Raw genomic sequence first — 20,987 nt, 5'->3', positions numbered from 1 at the left:
CCCGCGGGGGCGGCGCGGTGAAGGTCGCGCAGATCACCAATGTGGACTTCTCGCTGCGGCACTTCCTGCTGCCGCTGATGCGCGGCGCCCGCGCGCGCGGCCACGAGGTGGTGGGGATCTGCGCCGAGGGCCCGCTGCTCGACCTGCCGCGGCGGGAGGGGTTCCGCATCATCCCCCTGCCGCTCGAGCGCAGCCTGGATCCGCGCGCCCAGGCGCGCGCCTACCGTGCGCTGCGCGACCTGTTCCGCGCCGAACGCTTCGATCTCGTGCACGCGCACATGCCGATCAGCGGCCTGCTGGCGCGCCTCGCCGCCTGGCGGGCGCGCGATGCGGCGGGGCTGCCGCGGATCGCCTATACCTGCCACGGCTTCCTGTTCAACCAGCCGGGGCCGCTGTGGCGCCGCGGCCTCGCGTTCGGCCTGGAATGGGCGGCGGGGCGCATCACCGACACCTTCCTCACCGTCAGCGAGGAGGAGGCGGCGGATGCGCGGCGCCTCGGCATCCACCCCCGCGCCGTGGCGGTGCTGAACGGGCGTGACCCGACCCTGTTCCGTCCCGATCCGGCGGCGCGCGCGGCGGTGCGGGCGGAGCTCGGCGTGGCGGAGGGGGCGTGCGTCCTCGTCGCCGTCTCCCGCCTGGTGCGGCACAAGGGCTATCCAGAGCTGCTGCGGGCGATGGAGGCGGTGCCGGACGCCACCCTCTGGGTGGTGGGGGAGCGGCTGCCGAGCGACCATGGCGAGGATCTGGAGCCCTGCTTCGATCGCGCCGCCGCCGTGCTCGGCCCGCGCCTCCGCCGCCTCGGCTACCGCGCCGACGTGGCGCGGGTGCTGGCCGCGGCGGACGTGTTCGTGCTGCCCTCGCATTTCGAGGGGCTGCCGATGAGCGTGATCGAGGCGATGCTCTCCGGCCTGCCCGTGGTGGCGACCGACATCCGCGGCCCGCGCGAGCAGGTGGTGCACGGGCGGACGGGCCTTCTGGTACCGCCGGCGCGGGTGGCGCCGCTCGCCGCGGCGCTGGCGCGGCTCGTCGCCGACCCGGCGCTGCGCCGGCGCATGGGCGAGGCGGGGCGGGCGCGGGCGCTGGAGCGCTTCGACGAGGCGAGGGTGGTGGCGCGGACGCTCGCGGCGCTCGGGCTCTGACGCCGGCTGGCGGCACGCGCTTCCCGCCGCGCCGTCAAGGCAGCGTGAGCGGGGCCCGGGAGAAGGCGGAAGGTTTCACCGGCCCGGCGCTGCTGCTCGCCCCGCAGCCGCATGGCGCTGAGCGGGTCCAGACTCTCTCCCGCGGCGAAACGGTTTCGGAGGGCAATGTTCAGGCGGCGGATCTTCCGTGAACGAGGCCCGGCCGGCCCCGTTCCTCTGCCTGCGTGCTGCGCGGAAACAACCGTCCACGCTAAGACCGGGAGACACGCATGAAGTTTTCGATTCCTGTCATGGCCATCGCCGGCGCCTTCACCCTCGGCATCGCCGCGGCTCCGCTCGCCCATGCGGCAGGCGGCGACAAGGCGAAGCAGGCCGAGCGGACCGCCCAGGCGCAGACCGGACAGACCGGCCAGGCGCAGACCGGGCAGGCCGGGCAGGCTGGTCAGACCGGCATGACCGGGCAGGCTGGGCAGGCTGGGCAGGCTGGTCAGACGCAGCGTCCGGGCCAGCCCGGCACCGGTGCGGGCGCGCCGGGCACGGGCGCGACGGGCACCGGCGCCGGCGGCGCGGGCACGACCGGCGGCACCGGCACCACCGGCGGCGCGACCGGCGGCAGCCGCTAGCATTCCTGGCGGCCGGACACGCTCCGGCCGAAGGCGGGCACGGCGGTCCTGCGGGCCGCCGTGCTTTCTTGCGTGCCGCGGGCGCCGGCGATTGCCCGCCGCCCCACCGGGCGGTAGAGGGCGGCCGCCGCCGGAGTGCCCGCCATGACCGACCTCGTTCCCGTCCGTCGCGCCCTGCTTTCGGTCTCCGACAAGACGGGGCTCGTGGAATTCGGCCGCTTCCTCGCCGCGCGGGGGGTGGAGATCCTCTCCACCGGCGGCACGGCGCGGGCGCTGCGCGAGGCCGGGGTGCCGGTGCGGGACGTCTCCGAGCACACCGGCTTCCCCGAGATCCTGGACGGGCGCGTAAAGACGCTGGTGCCGCAGGTGCATGGCGGGCTGCTGTTCCGCCGCGACCTGCCCGCGCACCTGGCGCAGGCCGAGGCGCACGGCATCGCGCCGATCGACCTGGTGGCGGTGAACCTCTACCCCTTCGAGGCCACGGTCGCACGGGGCGCCTCCTTCGCCGACTGCGTGGAGACCATCGACATCGGCGGCCCCGCGATGCTCCGCAGCGCCGCCAAGAACCACGCCCATGTCGCGGTGCTGACCGAGCCCGCGCACCTCGCCGAGGTGCAGGCGGAGATCGCGGAGCGGGGCGGCACCACGCTGGCGACGCGCCGGCGCCTCGCCGCCGCCGCCTACGCCCGCACCGCGGCCTATGATGCCGCGATCGCCGCCTGGTTCGCCCGTGGGCAGGGCGAGGAGTTCCCTCCGCGCCTCGCCCTCGCCGGCGTGCTGCGCCAGACGCTGCGCTACGGCGAGAACCCGCACCAGCGGGCCGGCTTCTACCTGGACGGCGGCACGCGGCCGGGCGTGGCCACGGCGCGGCAGGTGCAGGGCAAGGAGCTTTCCTACAACAACCTGAACGACACGGACGCCGCCTTCGAATGCGTGGCCGAGTTCGACCGCCCGGCCATCGTCATCGTCAAGCACGCCAATCCCTGCGGCGTGGCGGTGGCGGACACGCTGGCGGCGGCCTGGGACGCGGCGCTGCGCTGCGACCCGGTCTCGGCCTTCGGCGGCATCGTCGCCGCCAACCGCCCGCTGGACGCCGCCGCCGCCGAGCGGATCACGGCGATCTTCACCGAGGTCGTCATCGCCCCGGATGCGGACGAGGCGGCGAGGGCGGTGTTCGCGCGGAAGAAGAACCTGCGCCTGCTGCTGGCCGGCGGCGTGCCGGACCCGGCGGAACCGGGGCTCACCTTCCGCTCCGTCGCCGGCGGCTTCCTCGCGCAGTCCCGCGACGCGGGGCGGGTGGGTGAGGCGGATCTCCGGGTGGTGACGCGGCGGGCGCCGACGCCGCGGGAGATGGCGGACCTGCTCTTCGCCTTCCGCGTCTGCAAGCACGTGAAGTCCAACGCCATCGTCTATGCCCGGGACCTGGCCACGGTCGGCATCGGCGCGGGGCAGATGAACCGGGTCGACTCCGCGCGCATCGCCGCCTGGAAGTCGGAGGCGGCGGCGAAGGCGGCCGGGCTGGCGGAGCCGCTGGCCAGGGGCTCCGTCGTCGCCTCGGACGCCTTCTTTCCTTTCGCCGACGGGCTGGAGGCGGCGGCGGCGGCGGGCGCGACGGCGGTGATCCAGCCCGGCGGCTCGATCCGCGATGCCGAGGTGATCGCGGCGGCGGACGCGGCAGGGCTGGCCATGGTGTTCACGGGGATGCGGCACTTCCGGCACTGAGGCGCACCGGCACCGGCGGCGCCTCCGGCGCGGCGTCGAGCAGCTCCGCGGCGCGCGCCGCCGCGTCCTGGAAGGGCAGCAGCACCAGGTCGGCGCCGCGGGCGCGCAGCGCCTCCGCCTCCGCCTCGCGGTGCGCCGTCACCGCGACGCGGCCGGCGAAGCCCTGGCCGCGCAGCGCATGGATCAGGGCGAGGCGGTGGTCCTCATGCGTCACCCCGCCGGGATGGCCGGGGATGGAGGAGACCGCCCAGCGCGCCCCGGCCAGCGGCAGCTCGGCCAGGAATTCCGGGTCCGTGGCATCGCCATAGACCGCCTCGCAGCCCTGCTGGCGCCAGCGGCGCACCACCTCGGGATCGAAATCCACCCCGAGCACGACGAGGCCGCGTTCCTGCAGCCGCCGCGCGATGGTGCCGCCGTAGCGTCCGAGGCCGAAGACCAGCACATCGGCCCGGCACTTCCCGCCGGCCTCGCCTGCCGCCGCCTCCTCCCGCCAGGGGCGGCGCCGCTCGAAGGGGCGCAGCAGCGTGTCCACCCAGGCGAAGAGCCGCTGCGAATGCGTGATCATGTAGGTGGAGAGCGCGATGGTCACGAGGCCGACCAGCGTGACGAGGCCGAGCGCCGGCTCCGCCACATGGCCGAGCGCCACCCCCATCGCCATGAAGATCAGCGAGAACTCGCTGATCTGCGCCACCGTCAGCCCGGCCAGGAACCCCGTGCGCCGCCGGTAGCCCATCGCGCCCATGATGGCGACGACGATCAGCGGGTTGCCGATCAGCACGAACAGGGAGAGCACCACGGCCGCGCCCGTCTGCGCCCCAAGCAGTCCGAGATCCAGCCGCGCCCCGAGGGCGATGAAGAAGAACAGCAGCAGGAAGTCCCGCAGGCTGGACAGCCGCCCCGCCACCGCCTCCCGATAGGGAGTGGAGGCGAGGGAGACGCCGGCGATCAGCCCGCCCAGCTCCTTGCCGAGGCCGATGTGGTCGGCGACGGCCGCGAGCAGCGCCGCCCAGCCGATGGCGAAGCCCGCCAGCAGCTCCGGCGCGCGGGCGAGCCGGCGGGTCAGCGGCAGGGCGAGGAAACGCATGAACAGCGCCACCGCGCCGAGCAGCAGCCCGCCGCCCACCAGCACGCGCAGCAGCCCCCCCATGGCCGAGGCCTCGCCCGTGCCCATCGCCATGGCCGAGACCACCACCATGGCCAGCACCACCACGATGTCCTGCACGATCAGGAAGCCGAGCGCGATGCGCCCGTGCAGGCTGTCGATCTCGCGCTTGTCCGACAGCAGCTTGACGATGATGATCGTGCTCGAGAAGGTCAGCGCCACCGCGACGTAGAGGCTGGTCAGCGCGTCGAGGCCGAGGGCGAGGCAGAGCAGGAAGCCGATCCCGGCGGTGAACGCCACCTGGCCGAGGCCGGTGGCGGTGGCGACGGGGCCGAGGCTGCGCACCAGGCGCAGGTCGAGCTTCAGCCCCACCAGGAACAGCAGCACCGCGATGCCCAGTTCGGCCAGCAGCGCGATGTGCGCGTCCGACCGCGCGAGGCCGAGCGCCGAGGGGCCGGCCAGAATGCCGGCGCCGATCAGCCCGACGATCAGCGGCTGGCGCAGCAGCAGGGCGACGAGCCCCGCGGCCGCGCCCAGCACCAGCAGGGCCGCGACCTCGTGGAACACCGAGCCGGCGATCAGGTCTTCCATGGGTCGGCGGCACCTGCCCGCCGCTGCTCCCGCGCCGCGGCGATGATGATGACGTGCGCAGGTCTAGGCGAGGCGGCGGGAGGATGGCTTGATGTTCATCAATGCCTCGCCATTCATGCCTCGGTAGGGCGGGTCGCGGATGCCGGGAGCGCAGCCGCCCCGCGACTGGAAAGATAGGGCCGCTGCCGGGCGCGCGCGAGCGGAAGCGGCATGGGGGTGGCGCAGGCGGCGGCGCTCTGGCCGCTGCCGGGCGCGCGCGAGCGGAAGCGGCCCCGGTCGTCATGCGCCGCCGGCCGGCCCGCCCCCCACGGCGAGGGCGACCCGTGACGCGCCAGGCCATGGCGCGCGCGGACCCGTCCCCAGCAACGCCAACCGACCGGGAGAGCCCGACATGGCCGACGCGCCCGACCGCCCCTGGCACGCCCTTCCTGCCGAGGAGGTCCTCCGCCGGATCGGCAGCCGCCGCGAGGGGCTGTCCGCGGCCGAGGCCGAGGCGCGGCTCGCCCGCCACGGCCCCAACCGCCTACCGGCGGCGAAGGGGCGGAGCGCGCTGCGCAGGCTGCTCGACCAGTTCAACAACCTGCTGATCCTGGTGCTGATCGGCGCCGCCATCCTGACGGCGCTGATCGGGCATTGGCGCGACACGGTGGTGATCCTCGCCGTGGTGATCGCCAACGCCACCCTCGGCTTCATCCAGGAGGGGCGGGCGGAGCGGGCGATGGACGCGATCCGCCGCATGCTCAGCCCGCGCGCGAGCGTGCTGCGCGACGGCCACCGCGTCTCCGTGCCGGCCGAGACGCTGGTGCCGGGGGACGTGGTGGTGCTGGAGGCCGGGGACCGCGTGGCCGCCGACCTGCGGCTGATCCGCGTGCGCAACCTGCATGTGCAGGAGGCGGCGCTGACCGGCGAATCGGTGCCGGTGGAGAAGCGGGAGGCCCCGGCGCCGGAGGCGGCGGGCGTGGGCGACCGGACCTCCATGGCCTTCTCCGGCACGCTGGTCACCGCCGGGCAGGGGCTCGGCGTGGTGGTGGCGACCGGCGCGGCGACCGAGCTTGGCCGCATCACCGCCATGCTCGGCGAGGTGCAGGAGCTGGTCACGCCGCTGCTGCGTCAGATGGCCGGCTTCGCGCGGATGCTGGCGATCGCCATCCTCTCCTTCGCCGCCGCGATCTTCGCCTTCGGCACGCTGGTGCGCGGCTATCCTCTCGACCAGATGTTCATGACGATGGTCAGCATCGCGGTGGCCGGCATCCCGGAGGGGCTGCCGGCGATCCTGACCATCACGCTGGCGATCGGCGTGCAGCGCCTGGCGGCGCGGCGGGCCATCGTGCGCCGCCTGCCGGCGGTGGAGACGCTCGGCTCGGTCTCCATCATCTGCTCGGACAAGACCGGCACCTTCACCCGCAACGAGATGACGGCGCGCACCGTGGCGACGGCGGAGCGGCGCTACACCGTCACCGGCACCGGCTACGAGCCCCGCGGCGGCTTCGAGGCGGAGGGTGCCGAGGTGGCGCCCGAGGCCGACCCGGTGCTGATGGAGGCGCTGCGCGCCGGCCTGCTCTGCAACGACGCGGCGCTGGTGCAAGGGGAGGCCGGCTGGACGGTCGAGGGCGACCCGATGGAAGGCGCGCTGGTCACCCTCGCCGCCAAGGGCGGGCTCGACCAGGAGAAGGCGGCGGCCGTCTGGCCGCGCACCGACCTGATCCCCTTCGATGCCGCGCACCGCTTCATGGCGACGCTGCACCACGACCATGAGGGCCACGCCGTGGTCTATGTGAAGGGCGCGCCGGAGCGCATCCTGGCGATGTGCGCCACCGAGCGCCGCGCCGGCGGCGACGCGCCACTCGACCCCGCCGCCTGGGAGGCGGCGGCGCGGGAGATCGCGTCGCGGGGCGAGCGGGTGATCGCCGTCGCCGCCCGCGCCTTCGACCCGGGCCGCACCACCCTCGACTTCGCCGATGTCGAGGGCGGGCTGACCCTGCTCGCCCTCATCGGCCTGATCGACCCGCCGCGCGAGGAGGCGATCGCGGCGGTGGCGGAATGCCGCGGCGCCGGCATCGAGGTGAAGATGATCACCGGCGACCATGCCGGCACCGCCGCCGCCATCGCCGCCCAGCTCGGCCTGCGCGAGCCCTCCGCCGTGCTCACCGGCGCCGACCTCGACCGCATGGACGAGGCGGCGCTGCGGCAGGAGGCGCCGCGCGTCTCGGTCTTCGCCCGCACTGACCCGGCGCACAAGCTGCGCCTCGTCCAGGCGCTGCAGGCCGAGGGGGCGATCGTCGCCATGACCGGGGACGGGGTGAACGACGCGCCGGCGCTGAAGCAGGCCGATGTCGGCGTCGCCATGGGCCTCCGCGGCACCGAGGCGGCGAAGGAGGCGGCGGAGATCGTGCTGGCGGACGACAATTTCGCCACCATCGCCGCCGCGGTGCGCGAAGGGCGCACCGTGTACGACAACCTGAAGAAGGCGATCACCTTCCTGCTGCCGGTGAACGGGGGCGAATCGATCAGCCTGGTCCTCGCCATCCTGCTCGGCGTCGCGCTGCCGATCTCGCCGCTGCAGGTGCTGTGGGTGAACATGGTGAGCTCGGTGGCACTGGCGCTCGCGCTCGCCTTCGAGCCGACCGAGCCGGACGCCATGCGCCGCCCGCCCCGCCCGGCGGCGGAGCCGCTGCTGACCGGCTTCATTCTGTGGCGCGTGGTCCTGGTCTCCGGCCTGTTCGCCGCCGGCATCTTCGGCATGTACGCCTGGGCGCTGATGCGCGGCCTCTCGGTCGAGGCGGCGCGCACCATCGCGGTGAACACGCTGGTGGCGATGGAGGTGTGGTACCTGTTCAGCATCCGCTACCTGCGCGGCCCGTCGCTGACCTGGCGGGGCGTGCTCGGCACCCCGGCGGTGCTGGTCGGCGTCTCGCTGGTGGTGGCGCTGCAATTCCTGTTCACCTACGCGCCCTTCATGCGGACCTTCTTCGACACCGAGCCGCTCGGCCTCGCCGAGGGCCTCGCCTGCGTCGCCGCCGGCGCCGTGGTGTTCGTGGTGCTGGAGGTAGAGAAGGCGATGCGCCGCAGGCTCGGCCTCGGCCCGGAGGCGCGGCGCCTTCCCGGGCCGGCGCGGCCGCGGCCTTCGGAAAGTTGATGAAGGCGCTGTAACCATCCGGGCGGATGCGGCTTAAAAGGGCGCGCCGCGCCGGCCATGCGCGGCGCTTCCCCTACCAGCCAGCGAGGCCCGCCCTGACCGACCGCCGACCAGACCCCGCCTCCGCGCGGCAGGAGCCGCTGCTGATCGACCTCGCCCTGCAGGGCGGAGGCGCGCATGGCGCCTTCACCTGGGGCGTGCTCGACCGCCTGCTGCAGGAGGAGTGGTTCCGGATCGAGGCCATCTCCGGCACCTCGGCCGGGGCGATGAACGCCGCCGTGCTGGCCGACGGCTACGCCGCGGGCGGGCGCGAGGGGGCGCGGGCGGCGCTCGAGACCTTCTGGGGGCGGGTCGCGCGCTCGGCCATGCTGAGCCCGTTCCGCCGCGGGCCGCTGGACGTGCTGCTCGGGCGCTGGACGCTCGACAGCTCGCCGGCCTTCGTCGCGCTCGATCTCGCCGCGCGCCTCGTCTCGCCCTACGACCTCAATCCGGGCGGCTACAACCCGCTGCGCGAGATCCTGGCCGAGACGGTGGATTTCGATCGCCTCTCCCGCGCCCCGGTGAAGCTCTTCGTCACCGCGACCAATGTGCGCACCGGGCGCGGGCGGGTGTTCCGCAACGCCGAGATCACGCCGGACGTGCTGCTCGCCTCCGCCTGCCTGCCCTTTCTGTTCCAGGCGGTGGAGATCGGCGGCGAGGCCTACTGGGACGGCGGCTATGCCGGCAACCCGACGATCACGCCGCTGGTGCGAGAATGCGCCTCCAACGACACCATCCTGGTGCAGATCAACCCGGTGGAGCGCGCCGGCGTGCCGCGCACCGCGCGCGAGATCGTCAACCGGGTGAACGAGGTCTCCTTCAACGCCACCCTGCTGAAGGAGCTGCGCATGATCGCGCTGCTGCGCCGCGTGGTGGACGCGGGCAGCGGCGAGGGGGCGCTGTGGGCGGCGATGCGCATGCACCGCATTTCCAGCGACGTGATGACCGGCCTCGGCTATTCCTCCAAGCTCAATGCCGAGTGGGACTTCCTGCGCTTCCTGCGTGACGAGGGGCGCCGCGCCGCGGATACCTTCCTCGCCCGCCATCGCCAGGATCTCGGCCGGCGCAGTTCCCTCGAACTCGACTCGCTGCTGGACGCGCCGTGCTGATCGGCCTCTTCGGGATCCTCCTCGCCCTCGGGCTGCTGATCCTGCTCGCCTACCGGGGCTGGAGCGTGCTGCTGGTGGCGCCGGCGGCGGCGCTGCTCGCCGCCGCCGTGTCGGGAGAGCCGCTGCTTGCCTCCTGGACCCAGACCTTCATGGCGGGCGCGGCACGCTTCCTGGCGCAGTTCTTCCCGCTGTTCCTCCTTGGTGCGGTGTTCGGGCGGCTGATGGCCGACAGCGGCTCGGCGCTCGCCATCGCGCACGGCATGACGGCGCGGCTCGGGCGGGAGCGGGCGATCCTCGCCGTGGTTTTGGCCTGCGCGCTGCTGACCTATGGCGGAGTCAGCCTGTTCGTGGTGGCCTTCGCGGTGGCCCCGGTGGCGGATGCGCTGTTCCGTCAGGCCAACATCCCGCGCCGGCTGATCCCGGGCACCATCGCGCTCGGCGCCTTCACCTTCACCATGACCGCCTTGCCGGGCACGCCGGCGATTCAGAACGCGATCCCAATGCCCTATTTCGGCACCACCCCCTTTGCCGCGCCCGGCATCGGCATCCTCGCCGCCGCCATCATGCTCGGCATCGGCCTGTGGTGGCTGCGCCGGGCCGAGGCGGCGGCGCGCCGCGCCGGCGAGGGCTATGGTGGCGCCGCCCGTACGGAGGTGGATCCCGGCCTGGTGCGCGAGCGCGCCACCACCACCGACCACTACGACCCGGCCGAGGCGCCGCCGCCGCATGACGAGCGCGACCTTCCCTCCTTCGCCGTGGCGGCGATGCCGATCGGGGTGGTGGTGCTGGTGAACCTGCTGGTCACCTACGCCGTGCTGCCCCGCCTCGACACCGGCTTCCTGGAGGAGCCGCGATGGGGGGGAACCAGCATCGGCGCCGTGGGCGGGGTCTGGGCCGTGGTCTCGGCGCTGCTTGCCGCCATCCTCGCCATCGTGCTGGCGAACAGGGCGCGGCTGCCGAAGCTGCGGGCGAGCATGGACGCAGGCGCCAACGCCTCGGTGCTGCCGGCCTTCAACACCGCGAGCCAGGTGGGCTTCGGCGCCGTCATCGCCGGGCTGCCCGCCTTCGCCGCGGTGCGCGAGGCGCTGACCGGGCTCGGCGGCGGGCCGCTGCTCTCGCTCGCCATCGCCACCAACGTGCTGGCCGGCATCACCGGCTCGGCCTCGGGCGGGCTCACCATCGCGCTGGAGGCGCTGGGGGCGAGCTATGCGGCGATGGCGGCGGAGCAGGGCATAGACCCGGCGCTGATGCACCGGATCGCGGCGATCGCCACCGGCGGCCTCGACAGCCTGCCGCATAACGGGGCGGTCATCACCCTGCTCGCCATCTGCGGCACCACCCACCGTGAGAGCTACCGCGACATCTTCGTGGTGGCGATCCTCGGGCCGCTGCTGGCGCTCGGCGTGGTGATCGCGGTGGGCAGCCTGATCGGGGGCTTCTGACCCGGTCGCCGCCCGGACGGCGGCGAGTGCCGCCCCTCGGGGCACGGTTCCCTACAGGCGGATTGCGGCTTCCTATCGGACTCGATAAATGCGATGGAACTGCGCCCTGTGGGGAGGAGCCGGGAAGCCGCTCCGCAGCGGCCATCGTTTCCCAGAACAAGGTCCGGGGAGGCCTCCTTGCGCGCGCGGGACTATACAGACCTGATAGGCGGGTCTCTGCTTCTCATCTTCGGGTTGTGGTTTGCCTACTATGCGGGCCAGGAATACGACCTGGGCACCCTGCGGCGGATGGGGCCCGGGTTCTTCCCGGTTTCGCTCGGCTACCTCGTGGCGGCCATGGGCCTTCTCGTCCTGCTCCCGGCCCTGTTCCGGGAAGGCGGGCTGCCGCAGCCGCGGTTCAGGCCCTTCATCACCATCATCATCGGCGGCCTGGTCTTCGCCTTCATCGTGGAGCGCCTCGGCCTCGTCCCGGCCACGGTGGCCCTGGTCGTCATCTCCGCCCTGGCGGAGGAGCGGTTCCGCCCGGTGCGCACCGCGATCCTCGCCGTGGTGCTTTCCGTCATGGCGGTGAGCATCTTCACCTACGGCCTCGGCATCCCGATCCCCGCCTTCGCAGGAATGCGCTAGATGGAAGTCTTCGCCAATCTGGGGGCCGGCTTCGTCACGGCCTTCTCGCCCTACAACCTGCTCTACTGCTTCATCGGCGTGTTCCTCGGCACCTTCATCGGGGTGCTGCCCGGGATCGGCGCGCTGGCGACGATCTCCATGCTGCTGCCGCTGACCTTCCACGTGCCGGCGACGACGGCCATCATCATGCTGGCCGGCATCTACTACGGCGCGCAGTACGGCGGCTCCACCGCCTCGATCCTGCTGAACCTGCCGGGCACGCCCTCGGCGGCGGTGGCCTGCCTCGACGGCTATCCGATGTCGAAGCAGGGGCGCGCGGGCGTGGCGCTGTTCATGACCACGGTGGCCTCCTTCGTGGGCGCGAGCCTCGGCATCGTCATCCTGACGATCTTCTCGCCCATGCTGGCCGAGGTCGGTCTCGCCTTCGGCCCGGCCGAGTACTTCGCGATGATGCTGCTCGGCCTGGTCGCGGCCTCCACCCTGTCGCAGGGCTCGCCGGTCAAGGGCATCGCCATGGTGCTGCTCGGCCTCTGCCTCGGCATGGTCGGCACCGACGTGCAGACCGGACAGCAGCGCTTCACCTTCGACATTCCCTACTTGGCCGACGGGCTCAGCCTGGTGGCGCTCGCCATGGGCCTGTTCGGCGTCTCGGAGGTGATCGCCAGCATCGGCCGCGTGGACAGCTCGCGGATGAAGGCGCAGAAGATCACCTTCCGCTCCATGGTGCCGACGCGCGACGACACGCGGCGCTCGATCGGCCCGATGCTGCGCGGCACCGGGGTCGGCGCCTTCTTCGGCGCCCTGCCCGGCACCGGCTCCACCATCGCCTCCTTCATGTCCTATGCGGTCGAGAAGAAGATCGCCAAGGACCCCTCGCGCTTCGGCAAGGGCGCGGTGGAGGGCGTGACGGCGCCCGAGGCGGCGAACAACGCCGCGGCGCAGACCGCCTTCATCCCCACCCTCACCCTCGGCATTCCGGGCGATGCGGTGATGGCGCTGATGCTCGGCGCGCTGATCATCCAGGGCATCCAGCCGGGGCCGCGCCTGGTCACCGAGCACCCCGAGCTGTTCTGGGGGCTGATCGCCAGCTTCTGGATCGGCAACGTGATGCTGGTGATCCTGAACCTGCCGCTGATCGGGATCTGGGTGCGGATGCTGAAGATCCCCTACAGCATCCTCTACCCGGCGATCCTGATGTTCATCTGCATCGGCGTGTTCAGCGTGAACAACAGTGCCTTCGACGTGATGCTGGTGATCCTGTTCGGGATCCTCGGCTACATCATGCTGCTGCTGCGGTTCGAGCCGGCGCCGCTGGTGCTCGGCTTCATCCTCGGCCCGCTGATGGAGGAGCACCTGCGCCGCGCCATGCTGCTCTCCCGCGGCGACCCGATGGTGTTCCTGCAGCGCCCGATCAGCGCCACCTTCGTCGTCATCACCTTCGCGCTGCTGGTCTGGGCGATCTGGGCCGCGGTGCGGGGCCGCAAGGCGATGCCGGAGGAGGCGGAGCCGGCCGCCCAGGCGAGCATGGAGCGCCCGGCGCCCTGAGCGGCGGGCGCGCCGCCCCGCCCCGGGCGGCGCGCCCGCCTTCTCCCCGGAGAAGGCATGGGGGACATGACCGGAAGCATCCGCATCCTGCCGCCGGCCGAGCGCCACCGCGCGGATTGGGAGCGCCTCTATGCCGGCTACGCCGCCTTCTACCGGGCGACGCAGACGCCGGAGATGCGCGCCCGCGTCTGGTCCTGGCTCCAGGATCCGGCGCATGAGGTGGAGGGGCTCGTCGCCGAGACGCCGGAGGGGCGGGCCGTCGGCCTCGCCCATTACCGCCCCTTCGCCCGCCCGCTCGCCGCCACCACCGGCGGCTTCCTCGACGACCTGTTCGTGGACCCCGAATTCCGCGGCCGCCGCGTGGCGGACGCGCTGATCGGGGCGGTGGCCGGGATCGGCCGCGAAAGGGGCTGGAGCGTGATCCGCTGGATCACCGCCGACGACAATTACCGCGGCCGTGCCGTCTACGACCGGCTGGCGACGCGGACCATGTGGATCACCTACGACCTCAGGCTTCCCTGAACCGGTGCCGCCGGGGCGCGTTGGCGGGCGGGACATCCCGCGGCGGAGCTTGCCATGCGCCTCAAGGACCTGGTCGCCATCGTCACCGGCGCCGATTCCGGGATCGGCCGCGCCATCGCCGAAACCTTCGCGCGGGAGAGCGCGGACATCGCCATCCTCTACCACCGCGACCGCGACGGCGCGGAGGAGACGGCGGACCGCGTCCGCGCCGCCGGGCGCCGCGCCCTCCTGGTGCAGGGCGACGTCGGCAGCGAGGAGGATGTGGAACGCCTGTTCCGCGAGGCGGAGGCGGCGCTCGGCCCGCCCTTCCTCCTGGTGAACAACGCCGGCATCGGCCAGGACGGCTCCGAGGTGGCGGAGATGGATCCGGCGCAGTTCGACCGCATCCTGCGCACCAACCTGCGCGGCCCCTTCCTCTGCTGCCGTGCCTTCGTGCGGGCACGGCGGCGCCAGGGAGGGCGGGGCCGGGTGATCAACATCACCTCGGTGCATGAGCGCATCCCGAGCCCCGGCGCTGCCGCCTATGGCGCCGCAAAGGGCGGCCTGCTCGCCTTCACCCGCAGCCTGTGCCTGGAGGTGGCGGAGGACCGGATCAATGTGAACGCCATAGCTCCCGGCCTGATCCACACCCCAATGACCGCCGAGCGCGTCGAGGACCCGAAGACGATGGAGGAGGAGCTGCCCAACATCCCCTGGCGCCGTCCCGGCCGGCCGGAGGAGGTGGCGCGCCTCGCCCTCTACCTCGCCTCCGACGAGGCCGACTACGTGACCGGGCAGAGCTTCACCATCGATGGCGGGCTGACGATGAACTGGGGCCAGGGGGCGTGACGCGGCCGGGCCACGCCCTATCTCCTGCCCCATGCGCCGCCGCGTCCTGCTCGGCCTTCTCGGCACCGCCCCCTTCGCCTTCGCCGCCGGTGCGGCGGTGACGGAGCTCCGCGAGGTCTGGCGCGACCCCGCGCGCGGCCGGGAGCTGCCGGTGCTGCTGCGGTTGCCGGCGGGGCGGGGGCCGGCGCCGGCGGTGCTGGTCTCGCATGGCCTCGGCGGCTCGCGCGAGGGGCTCGGCTATCTCGGCCGGGCGCTGGCGGAAGCCGGCTTCCTCGCCCTGCACGTGCAGCACCCGGGAAGCGACGAGGCGCTCTGGCGCGGCGCGGGGCAGCCCGGCCTCGCCCTGGCTGCGGCCGCCTTCGACGCGGCGCAGGCCCTGGCGCGGCTGCAGGATGGGATCTTCGCCCTCGACGAGCTGCTCCGCCGCAACCGCGCGCCCGGCCCGCTGCGCGGGCGCGTGGATCCGGAGCGCCTGGCGGCGGCAGGGCATTCCTACGGCGCCTGGACGGTGCAGCACCTGCTCGGCCAGCGGCTGCCGGGCGGCGCGCCGCCGCTCGCCCTGCCCGATCCGCGGCTGAGGGCCGGCGTGCTGCTTTCGCCCGTACCGCCGCGCGGCCTGCCGCCGCGCCTCGCCTTCGCCCGCATGGCGGTGCCGCTGCTGCACGTGACCGGCACGCGCGACCACGGCTACATCGAGGGCACCACCGCGGAGCAGCGGGAGGGGCCGTTCCACGCCATCGGCGGCGTGCCGCAGGCCCTCGCGGTGCTGGAGGGCGCGACCCATGCCGCCTTCGCCGACGAGCCGGCGGCCGGGCCGCGCTGGACCGAATCCGCCTTCCACGGGCGCGCCGCCGGTCTTGCCGTCCTGTTCCTGCGCATGACGCTGCTCGGCGATGCCGCCGCGGCGGCGCTGCTGCGGCAGGGCGCGCCGGGGCTGCTGCATCCCGGCGACCGGCTCGCGGTGAAGGACTTCCCCGCCTGAAGCCCGGCCCGGGCGTTGCGCCCTCCCCTGCGGACGCGCAGTCTTCCCTGGCCGGGATCGTCAGACAAGGGGGGAACACCCGCATGGACCGCCGCCGCTTCCTCGCCCGGGGGGCCGTAGGCGCCGCCGGCGCCACCACGCTCGCCGCGCCGCGCCTCGCCAGCGCCCAGCCGCGCATCCGCTGGCGCTGCCCCGGCAGCTTTCCGAAATCCCTCGACACGCTCTACGGCACGCATGAGCACATCGCGAAGCGCGTGGCGGAGATGACCGACGGCGCCTTCCAGATCCAGGTCTTCGGACCGGGCGAGGTGGTACCGGCCTTGCAGGTGATGGACGCGGTCGGCCAGGGCAATGTCGAGTGCGGCTACACCAGCGCCTACTACTACCTGGGCAAGGATCCCTCGCTGGCGATCGCCACCTGCCTGCCCTTCGGCCTGAGCTCCCGCCAGCACTGGGCGTGGCTGACGCACGGACCGGGCCGCGCCCTCTATGCCGAGGTGTTCCGCGACCAGGGCGTGGTCGGCATCCCGGCCGGCAACACCGGGGCGCAGATGGGCGGCTGGTTCCGCCGCGAGATCCGCGGCCTCGACGACCTGAAGGGGCTCAAATTCCGCATCGCCGGGTTCGGGGGCAACGTGCTGCAGAAGCTCGGCGTGGTGCCGCAGCTCCTCGGCGGGACGGACGTGTATCCCGCCCTGGAGCGCGGCGTGATCGACGGCGCGGAGTGGGTCGGGCCCTACGACGACGAGAAGCTCGGCTTCGCCCGCGTCGCCCAGTACTACTACTACCCGGGCTGGTGGGAGTACTCGCCCTCGATCGACCTGATGGTCAACGCCCGCGCCTGGGACCAGCTTCCGAAGCCCTACCAGGCGGTGCTGGAGAGCGCCTGCGCCGAGGCCTGGCACTGGATGGCCGCGCGCTACGACGTGCTGAACCCGCAGGCGCTGCGCCGCCTGGTCGGCGCCGGCACCCAGCTCCGCGCCTTCCCGCGCGACGTGATGGCGGCCTGCTACCGCGCGGCGCAGGAATTCTACGCCGAAGTCGGCGCGCAGAACCCGCGCTTCCGACGCATCCACGCCGAGTGGGACAAGTTCCGCCTCGACCTGACGCCGTGGTTCCGCGTGGCCGAGGACAGCCTGGCGAATTTCCTCGCGGTCGCGACCGCGCAGCGCTGAACGGCGCCTCCCCGGGGCGGCGCGCCGCCCCGGGGGGGGCGCCTCACCCCGCGGGCAGGGCGTCGAAGAAGCCGGTCACCGACGCCATGCGGCCGTCGGGGGAGAGCACGGCGACATCCGTGCCCTCCACCACCCGCGCGCCGTCCGCCGCCTCCAGCGCCCAGCGGAAGCGCAGCCGGTCGTGGTGCGCCTCCGCCGCGCTGAGGCGGCGGAAGCGGTGGCCGGGGAACATGCCCTGCACGCCCTGCAGCATGGCATCCAGCGCCGCATGGCCCTGGGCCGAGAGCTTCGGGTCGAGATAGCTCGCCTCCTCGGTCCAGGTCCGCGCGATCAGGTCGCGGCGCCGGGCCGGGTCGGGCTCGTTCCAGGCGGCGATGTAGCAATCCACCAGCGCGTCGTGGTCGGTCATGGTCTGCTCCCTTCTGCGGTCCCCGGCGGGATCGCCGGGCGGGGCGCAGCATCCGCCGCGGCACGGGCTACGGGCGATGACCTCGGAGGTCATCGCCGCCGCGCCGGCCCGGGCTATGCTGGCGCCATGTCCAGCCCCGCCCGTCCCGTCGGCGAGCTCCTGCGCGAATGGCGCCAGCGCCGCCGCCTCAGCCAGCTCGACCTCGCCTGCGAGGCCGGCATCTCGCAGCGCCACCTGAGCTGCCTCGAATCCGGCCGCGCAAGGCCGAGCCGCGGCATGCTGCTGCGCCTGGCGGAGCGGCTGGAGGTGCCGCTGCGCGAGCGCAACCTGCTGCTGGTCGCCGCCGGCTTCGCGCCGGCCTTCGCGCAGCGGGCGCTCGGCGACGCGGCGCTGCGCGGGGCGCAGGAGGCGGTGCTGCGGCTGCTCGCCGCGCACGAGCCCTGGCCGGCCCTGGCGCTGGACCGGCACTGGAGCGTGGTCGCCACCAACCGCGCCGTGCCGCCGCTGCTGGCCGGCTGCGCGCCGGAGCTGCTGCGCCCGCCGGTCAACGCGCTGCGCCTCAGCCTGCATCCCGGCGGCCTGGCGCCGCGCATCCGCAACCTGGGCGAATGGCGCGCCCACCTGCTGGAGCGGCTGCGCCGGCAGGTGGAGGCGACGGCGGATGCGGCGCTGATCGCCCTGCTGGAGGAGCTGCGGCGCTATCCCGCGCCGCCCGCCCCGGCGGCGGCGCCGCCGGAGCTGCCGCCGGCCGTGCCGCTGCGCCTCGCCACCGCGGAGGGCACGCTGGCCCTGCTCAGCGCCACCACCGTCTTCGGCACGCCGCTCGACGTGACGCTGGCCGAACTCATGCTGGAGACCTTCCTGCCGGCGGACGCCGCCACCGCCGCGGCGCTGCACCGCCTGGCCGGGGAAGGCCAGGCGGCGTGACGCGCCGCCTCAGCGCGGGCGGATGCGGGCGTGGCGGAGCTGGATGTAGTTGTCCGCCGTCTGCACGATCTCCACGTTGCTGCGCGCGGCCCAGACGATCTGCTGCTGGTGCAGCGGGACGTAGGCGACATCCTCGCGGATGATCTCCGCCGCCCTGCTGATCATCGCCTGGCGCTCCGCCGGGTCGCTCTCCACCGCGATGCGGTCCGTCAGCGCGTCCAGCTCCGGGTTGGAGTAGCCGCCGTTGTTGAACACGCCGCGCGTGCCGTCCCGCGTGCCGAGCAGGTTGAACAGCACGTTGTGCGCGTCCTGCGTCGCCGGGGTCCAGCCGAGCAGGTAGAAGCTGGTATTGTAGCGCGGCGCGTTGATCTCGGCGAAGTAGCGGGCGCGGGTCTGCGCCACCAGGTTCACCCGCACGCCGATCCGCGCCAGCATGGCGACGATGGCGGTGCAGATCGCCTCGTCGTTCACGTAGCGGTCGTTCGGACAGTCCATGGTGACGCCGAAGCCGTTGGGGAAGCCGGCCTCGGCCAGCAGGCGGCGCGAGGCCTCGGGGTCGAGCGGCAGGCGCCTGTCGTCCTCCTCGCGGAAGCCGTTCACGCCCGGGCCCCAGAGCAGGCCGGTCGGGCGGGACTGGCCGCGCATCACGGTGCGGTGGATCGCCTGCACGTCGATCGCCTGGTAGATGGCGCGGCGCACCCGCACGTCCTGGAAGGGGTTGCGCCCCCTGACGTCGGACTTCAGGAGTTCCGGCCGCATCTGGTCGAAGCCGAGGTAGATGGTGCGCAGCTCCGGCCCCTGGATGATGGTGGTGCCGGGCGAGCGGCGGATGCGCTCCACGTCCTGTGGCGGCACGGTGTAGACGAAGTCGATCTCGCCCGAGAGCAGGGCGGCGACGCGCGTGGCGTCGTTGGCGATGATGTTCAGCTCCGCCCGCTCGATGTTGTGGTTGGGCGTGTCCCACCAGTCCGGGTTGCGCTCCAGCACGGTGCGCCGGTCGGGCTCGCGCAGCACCAGCCGGAAGGGACCGGTGCCCATGGCGTTGCGGGTGGCGAAATTCTCCTCCCGCGTCGTCAGGTCGGCGGGGCGGGTGGCGTTGTGCTGCTCCGCCCAGGCGCGGGACATGATGCCCCAGTTGGTGATGCCGAGGATGAAGATCGGATCGGGGCGCGTGGTCTCGAACTCGACCGTGTGGTCGTCGATCTTGCGCACCTCCTTCACCGTGGCGAGGACGGACTGCATGTTGGAGCCGGGGGCGCGCACCCGCTCGGCGCTGAACACCACGTCGTCGGCGGTGAAGGGCGTGCCGTCGGTGAATTTCACGCCGCGGCGCAGGTGGAAGCGCCAGACGGTGGGGGAGGGCTGCTCCCACCGCTCGGCCAGCGCCGGCTCCGGGTTCATGTTGCGATCGCGGCGGACCAGGGGCTCGTAGATGTGGGAGTTGAAGGCCAGCAGGAAGGTCTCCTGCCGGGTATAGGGATCCATGGAGTTCACGTCGCCGTCGTTCGCCCAGCGCAGAACCTGGGCCTGGACGGAAAGGGCGGTACCGCAGAGCAGCGCGGCGGCGAGGGCGAGGCGTCGCATGAGGGTGGTTCGTCTCCCGTGGGGGGCGGCAGGCTAGAGCATTTCCGGGCGGGGTGTGAACGCTTCGCCAGGCGGAATGCGCCGGAAACGGCGCGGTCCTGGCGCCGCCGCCCCGCCTGCCGCACCCTGGCGGCGCCACGAGGGAGGACCGCCGGGAGCCATGGGGCCGGACCGCAGCGCCAGCATCGAATCGCGCGCCTCCTGGGTGGTTGCCGTCACCGCCGTCGCCATCCTCTCCGTCGCCTTCGGGGCGCCGCTGATCGTGGTGGTGGCGCTGAAGCCGATCGCGGCCGATCTCGGCGAGGCGCGGGCGGTGCCGGCGCTCGCCTCCTCGCTCGTCTATCTCGGCGCGGGGGCGGGCGGGATCCTGATGGGCTGGCTCTCGGGGCGGATCGGCACACGCTCGGTCGCGGTCGCCGGCGCGGCCATGGTCTCTGCCGGCCTCGTCCTCGCCTCGGGCGGGGCGGCGTGGCAGCTCCTGGTCGGCTACGGGCTACTGGTCGGCTTCCTCGGCAACGGGGCGCTGTTCCCGCCGATGATGGCCTACGTGTCGCAGTGGTTCGACCGCAGGCGCGGCACCGCCCTCGCCCTCGTCTCCTCCGGCCAGTACATCGCCGGCGCGCTGTGGCCCGCGCTGCTCGAGCGCGCCGTCGCCGGCATCGGCTGGCAGCGGACCATGCAGGTCTATGCGGCGTTCGTGCTGGCGGTCGCGGTGCCGCTGGCGCTGCTGGTGCTGCGGCCCGCCCCCGCCCTGCCGCCGCCGGGCAGCCCGTGGGCGGGGCCGCGGGCGGGGGCGCCGGTGCTCGGCATGCACCCGAACCTCGCCCTGGCGCTGCTCGCCATCGCCTCCTTCCTCTGCTGCGTGCCGATGGCGATGCCGGCGGCGCATCTCGTCGCCTTCTGCACCGATCTCGGCATCGCCGCCTCGCGCGGGGCGATGATGCTGTCGGTGCTGCTGGTCTCGGCCTTCCTGGCGCGGCAGTTCTGGGGCTGGGTCTCGGACCGGATCGGCGGCCTCCCCACCGTGCTGCTCGGCAGCATGGCGCAGGTGGTCGGCATGGCCGGCTTCCTGATGACCCAGGACGAGGCCGGGCTGTTCTTCGTCGCCGCCGCCTACGGCCTCGGCTTCAGCGGCATCGTGCCGGCCTACATGCTGGCGGTGCGGGAGCTGTTCCCGGCGCGGGAGGCGGCCTGGCGGATGCCGATGCTGCTCTTCCTCAGCCTCTCCGGCATGGCCTTCGGCGCTTGGCTCGCGGGGGCGCTCCACGACCGGTTCGGCAATTACGCCGTGGCGTGGGAGGCGGGGATCCTCGTCAACCTGGTGCAGCTGGCGCTGGTCGGGCTGCTGCTGCGCCGGCAGGGGCGGCGGGCGGGGGCTGCCTGACGCCGCCCCGGCCCTTCGGGTCCACGCTTCCGGCTGGCCGCGATCCGCGCTGGAGCGAATCCCGTTCAGGCGGCCTCGCCTGAACGGGTGAAGAGGCCCGC

The 20,987-nt window shown here is 73.6% G+C and carries 17 protein-coding genes; 14 read left to right on the top strand and 3 right to left on the bottom strand.

Annotated features, from left to right (window positions below):
• Window positions 1–17 precede the first annotated feature (17 nt).
• The 3 genes from ET526_RS07815 to purH all read left to right on the top strand — a co-directional run bounded on the left by ET526_RS07815 (window position 18) and on the right by purH (window position 3,484).
• Window positions 18–1,139, top strand: coding sequence for a glycosyltransferase family 4 protein (locus ET526_RS07815; protein ID WP_135467129.1), 1,122 nt, complete (start codon window positions 18–20; stop codon window positions 1,137–1,139).
• 290 nt (window positions 1,140–1,429) lie between these two features.
• The gene (locus ET526_RS07810) at window positions 1,430–1,762 is read left to right on the top strand and encodes a hypothetical protein (protein WP_135467128.1); all 333 of its coding nucleotides are present in this window, start codon (window positions 1,430–1,432) and stop codon (window positions 1,760–1,762) included.
• A 144-nt stretch (window positions 1,763–1,906) separates the two neighbouring features.
• Window positions 1,907–3,484, top strand: a complete 1,578-nt coding sequence (purH, locus tag ET526_RS07805) for a bifunctional phosphoribosylaminoimidazolecarboxamide formyltransferase/IMP cyclohydrolase (protein WP_135467127.1) — start codon at window positions 1,907–1,909, stop codon at window positions 3,482–3,484.
• On the opposite strand, the gene ET526_RS07800 is transcribed toward purH, so the two are convergent.
• Window positions 3,456–5,177 carry a cation:proton antiporter gene (locus ET526_RS07800; protein WP_135467126.1) on the bottom strand — a complete coding sequence of 574 codons (1,722 nt, stop codon included), beginning with the start codon at window positions 5,175–5,177 and terminating at the stop codon, window positions 3,456–3,458. The genes purH and ET526_RS07800 overlap by 29 nt on opposite strands.
• Window positions 5,178–5,568: 391 nt before the next feature.
• Here ET526_RS07800 and ET526_RS07795 point away from each other — a divergent pair, with 391 nt between their 5' ends.
• The 9 genes from ET526_RS07795 (at window position 5,569) to ET526_RS07755 (ending at window position 16,582) form a co-directional block, all read left to right on the top strand.
• Window positions 5,569–8,313 carry a cation-transporting P-type ATPase gene (locus tag ET526_RS07795; protein ID WP_135467125.1) on the top strand — a complete coding sequence of 915 codons (2,745 nt, stop codon included), beginning with the start codon at window positions 5,569–5,571 and terminating at the stop codon, window positions 8,311–8,313.
• A 26-nt stretch (window positions 8,314–8,339) separates the two neighbouring features.
• Entirely contained in the window at window positions 8,340–9,461 is a 1,122-nt protein-coding gene (locus tag ET526_RS07790; protein WP_135467124.1) for a patatin-like phospholipase family protein, read from the top strand.
• On the top strand, window positions 9,455–10,903 hold the full coding sequence (locus ET526_RS07785) for a GntP family permease (protein ID WP_338025333.1): 1,449 nt from the start codon (window positions 9,455–9,457) through the stop codon (window positions 10,901–10,903). The genes ET526_RS07790 and ET526_RS07785 overlap by 7 nt, the downstream gene beginning before the upstream one ends.
• 108 nt (window positions 10,904–11,011) lie before the next feature.
• The gene (locus tag ET526_RS07780; protein ID WP_275668634.1) at window positions 11,012–11,530 is read left to right on the top strand and encodes a tripartite tricarboxylate transporter TctB family protein; all 519 of its coding nucleotides are present in this window, start codon (window positions 11,012–11,014) and stop codon (window positions 11,528–11,530) included.
• Window positions 11,531–13,075, top strand: a complete 1,545-nt coding sequence (locus ET526_RS07775) for a tripartite tricarboxylate transporter permease (protein ID WP_135467122.1) — start codon at window positions 11,531–11,533, stop codon at window positions 13,073–13,075.
• Window positions 13,076–13,141: 66 nt separating this feature from the next.
• Window positions 13,142–13,597, top strand: coding sequence for a GNAT family N-acetyltransferase (locus tag ET526_RS07770; RefSeq protein ID WP_135467121.1), 456 nt, complete (start codon window positions 13,142–13,144; stop codon window positions 13,595–13,597).
• A 54-nt stretch (window positions 13,598–13,651) separates the two neighbouring features.
• Window positions 13,652–14,425, top strand: coding sequence for an SDR family NAD(P)-dependent oxidoreductase (locus ET526_RS07765; RefSeq protein ID WP_135467120.1), 774 nt, complete (start codon window positions 13,652–13,654; stop codon window positions 14,423–14,425).
• Window positions 14,426–14,456: 31 nt separating this feature from the next.
• Window positions 14,457–15,407 carry an alpha/beta hydrolase family protein gene (locus ET526_RS07760; RefSeq protein ID WP_135467119.1) on the top strand — a complete coding sequence of 317 codons (951 nt, stop codon included), beginning with the start codon at window positions 14,457–14,459 and terminating at the stop codon, window positions 15,405–15,407.
• 83 nt (window positions 15,408–15,490) lie between these two features.
• Window positions 15,491–16,582, top strand: a complete 1,092-nt coding sequence (locus ET526_RS07755) for a TRAP transporter substrate-binding protein (RefSeq protein ID WP_135467118.1) — start codon at window positions 15,491–15,493, stop codon at window positions 16,580–16,582.
• Between the two features lie 43 nt (window positions 16,583–16,625).
• Here ET526_RS07755 and ET526_RS07750 read toward each other — a convergent pair whose 3' ends face one another.
• Window positions 16,626–16,991, bottom strand: coding sequence for a nuclear transport factor 2 family protein (locus ET526_RS07750; RefSeq protein ID WP_135467117.1), 366 nt, complete (start codon window positions 16,989–16,991; stop codon window positions 16,626–16,628).
• Between the two features lie 126 nt (window positions 16,992–17,117).
• Here ET526_RS07750 and ET526_RS07745 point away from each other — a divergent pair, with 126 nt between their 5' ends.
• The gene (locus ET526_RS07745) at window positions 17,118–17,918 is read left to right on the top strand and encodes a helix-turn-helix domain-containing protein (RefSeq protein ID WP_135467116.1); all 801 of its coding nucleotides are present in this window, start codon (window positions 17,118–17,120) and stop codon (window positions 17,916–17,918) included.
• Window positions 17,919–17,927: 9 nt separating this feature from the next.
• On the opposite strand, the gene ET526_RS07740 is transcribed toward ET526_RS07745, so the two are convergent.
• Window positions 17,928–19,502 carry an ABC transporter substrate-binding protein gene (locus ET526_RS07740; protein ID WP_135467115.1) on the bottom strand — a complete coding sequence of 525 codons (1,575 nt, stop codon included), beginning with the start codon at window positions 19,500–19,502 and terminating at the stop codon, window positions 17,928–17,930.
• 160 nt (window positions 19,503–19,662) lie between these two features.
• Here ET526_RS07740 and ET526_RS07735 point away from each other — a divergent pair, with 160 nt between their 5' ends.
• A complete protein-coding gene (locus tag ET526_RS07735) occupies window positions 19,663–20,886 on the top strand; it encodes an MFS transporter (protein ID WP_158295523.1) in 1,224 nt (407 codons plus the stop codon).
• Window positions 20,887–20,987 lie beyond the last annotated feature (101 nt).

This window comes from Crenalkalicoccus roseus, from assembly GCF_004761865.1.
Taxonomy (GTDB): domain Bacteria; phylum Pseudomonadota; class Alphaproteobacteria; order Acetobacterales; family Acetobacteraceae; genus Crenalkalicoccus; species Crenalkalicoccus roseus.
This window is presented reverse-complemented; position numbering and strand designations above follow the sequence as displayed.